We start from the raw sequence: 3,256 nt of genomic DNA, 5'->3' as shown, positions 1-3,256 counted from the left end.
GTTGATACCCAGATGACGCGCGCCAAAGCTGATCTGGAAGCCGCCAACATACTGTTTCATCCCGGTTTAAACGAAGACCTTGCCGCGACTGCAATTTGGGGCACCCAACAAGCCGAGTTGCGCGGAGAAGGCAAACACGACGGTGTTTTCGCACTTTGGTACGGCAAGGGCCCCGGAGTAGATCGCTCAGGCGATGCCATCCGCCACGGAAACCTCGCGGGCTCGTCGCGTCACGGCGGAGTGGTTCTCGCGATGGGCGACGATCACGTCGGAGAAAGCTCGACAACCTGCCACCAGTCCGAATTTGCGATGGTCGACGCGCAGGTCCCAATCCTGTCTCCCGCAGGCGTGCAGGAAATCCTTGATTTTGGCCTTTATGGCTATGCACTTAGCCGGTTTTCGGGCCTTTGGTCCTCGCTGAAATTGATGAAAGACACGGTCGAAGTCACCTCTGTCGTCGATGCCCGACTTGATCGCATGTCCTTTGTCATTCCCGATTTTGACATGCCTGAAGGCGGACTTAACATACGTCTTGGGGACCACTGGATCCCGCAAGAATCCCGGCTGATCGACCATAAACGCTCCGCCGCCGAAGCTTTCGCGCGGGCCAATCGTCCCGACGCCCGCATGCACGGCAAGCCGGGCGCAAAGATCGGATTTGTGGCGGCCGGCAAGAACTGGCTCGACCTGATCCATGCGATGAGCCTTCTTGGAATTTCTGATGATACCGCGGACCGGCTTGGGATCACGAGCTATAAATTGGGGCAGGTCTATCCGATTGACGCCCTGTCGTTGCGGGAATGGGCAGAAGGGCTCGACCTGATTGTTATCGTCGAAGAAAAGCGCAAACTGATCGAGGTCCAGATCAAAGACGCGTTGTTTGAGGCGCGCGCTGGATGCCGGGTCTATGGTTGGTACAAAGGTGCTTCGGACGGTGCGCCACGAGAAGAGTTATTCCAAAGTCACTATTCCCTCGATCCGGTTGTGATTGCAGAGAAAATAGGAAGTATCCTGATCGAGGAAGGCCGTGAAACCGATACCATTACCGGGGCAATGGCTAAAATCTCTAGCGCCCTTTCCGCAGACAACACCCCGGAAATCGCATCCCGTTTGCCGTATTTCTGCTCCGGCTGCCCGCATAACACATCGACCAAAGTGCCGGACGGTAGCCGCGCCTACGCGGGCATTGGATGTCACACGATGGTCCTTTGGATGGATCGCGAAACCAACGGCTACACCCATATGGGTGCCGAGGGCGTCAATTGGGTGGGCGAGAGTCCGTTTTCGACCACTGAACATGTGTTCCAGAACATGGGCGACGGCACCTATAACCATTCGGGCATTCTGGCAATCCGCGCGGCCCTAGGATCGAATGTGAATATTACGTTCAAAATCCTCTACAACGATGCAGTTGCCTTAACAGGCGGGCAAGTCATCGACGGCGATCTGTCAGCAGATCGCGTGGCCCACGAATTGGTCGCAATGGGCGTGCAACATGTTGCGGTCGTTTTCGATGAAAAAGAGGAGCCCCATCGCGCAGACTTCCCAAAGAACGTCGAATGGTATTCACGCGAATATCTTCCCTTTGTTCAGGACAAATATAGAAATATCAAGGGAGTGTCGGCCATTCTTTATGTCCAGACTTGCGCCGTCGAAAAACGCCGCAAAAGAAAACGCGGCGCTTTCCCTGATCCTGACAAACGGGTCTTTATTGATCCCGACATCTGCGAAGGCTGCGGCGATTGTGGGGTGCAGTCCAATTGCGTCTCTATCGTTCCTCTTGATACCGAGTTGGGCCGAAAACGTACCATAGACCAATCGTCTTGCAATAAAGACTATTCCTGCGTCAAAGGATTCTGTCCGTCTTTCGTCACAATCGAAGGTGCGACCCTGCGGAGAAACTCAACTGCAGACGTCGATATGACCGACTTGCCTGACCGTCAACCGCCTGAAATCACGGCTCAAACTCACAACATCGTCATTGCCGGCGTCGGTGGTGCGGGCGTTATCACCATTGGAGCCATCGTTGCCATGGCTGCGCATTTGGAGGGCAAGGGCGCCAGCATGATGGAGATGGCGGGCTTGGCGCAAAAGGGCGGTGCGGTCCATATCCACTGCCGTCTTGCAAACGCACCCGAAGACATAAACGCAATCCGCGTCTCGGTCGGCGAATGCGACACGCTAATCGGCGGCGATCTTGTTGTGTCTGCGGGGGCCAAGACCATCAGGCTTATGGCGACGGGACGCACGAAAGCCGTCGTGAACACCCATGAAATCATCACCGGAGAATTCACCCGCAACACCGAATTCCGTGTCCCAAGCGAAGACCTCGCGATCTCGCTACAGTCTCGTCTACATGACAATCTGACGCTTTTTGACGTAACCAAGCTTGCCCAGAACATGATGGGCGACGCCATCTACGCCAACATGCTGCTGCTTGGCGCGTCCTGGCAGAAAGGTCACGTCCCTCTGAGCCGTGCTGCAATCGAGGAGGCGATCGCGCTTAACGGGGCAGCCGTGGAAGACAATCTTAAAGCCTTTCAGATCGGCCGTTGGTTTGCCGAAAATCAGGATATAGCGGCAAAACTAATTACATCAGACGTATCTGATAAATATCAGACATTAAAAAGTAAAATAGATTTTCGTGCCGCTCATCTCACCGACTATCAATCTGAGCGGCTTGCCCAGCGATATCTAAAGCTTCTCGCCAGCGTCGAAGAAGACGATCTGAAAGAAGCAGTCGCAAAAGGGTATCACAAGCTTCTTGCCTACAAGGACGAATACGAAGTCGCCCGCCTTCTTCAAACCACCCGCGAGAAAGCGGCTGAAACCTTCGAAGGCGATCTCAAACTGACCTACAATCTTGCGCCGCCTTTCCTGTCGCGAAGCGGCCCGGATGGGCGACCCAAAAAACGGGCTTTCGGCGCTTGGACGGAACGCCTTTGGCCGCATCTGGCGAAGCTGAAACGCCTGCGCGGTACGCCTTTCGATCCTTTCGGCTACACAGCCGAGCGCCGGATGGAGCGCCACTTAATCCGAGAATACGAGCGCGATATCAGGGACATCGTGAAAAACCCTCCGGCAAACCGCGAAGCCGCCATTGCGTTGGCTGCACTTCCCCTTAAGATCCGAGGTTTCGGCCCGGTGAAGCGCGCAAACGCCCAAGCCGCAGAAGAAACACGTAGAACCCTCCGCGCTGCACTCCAAACGCTTCCCTCTAGGTCGAAGGCTGCGTAGCCGGAGGGGCGCATTCCAT

1 protein-coding gene is annotated in these 3,256 nt (G+C 55.4%); it reads left to right on the top strand.

What is annotated here, in order from left to right; all coding sequences use genetic code 11:
- The coding region (locus AC221Y_RS22480) for an indolepyruvate ferredoxin oxidoreductase family protein (RefSeq protein WP_486708524.1) at positions 1–3,237 on the top strand (3,237 nt) is incomplete at its 5' end.
- Positions 3,238–3,256: the final 19 nt, after the last annotated feature.

The sequence above is a fragment of the Boseongicola sp. genome (assembly GCF_057460485.1).
The sequence above is the reverse complement of the archived record's forward strand: the minus strand, read 5'-3'. Positions and strand labels throughout refer to the sequence as shown.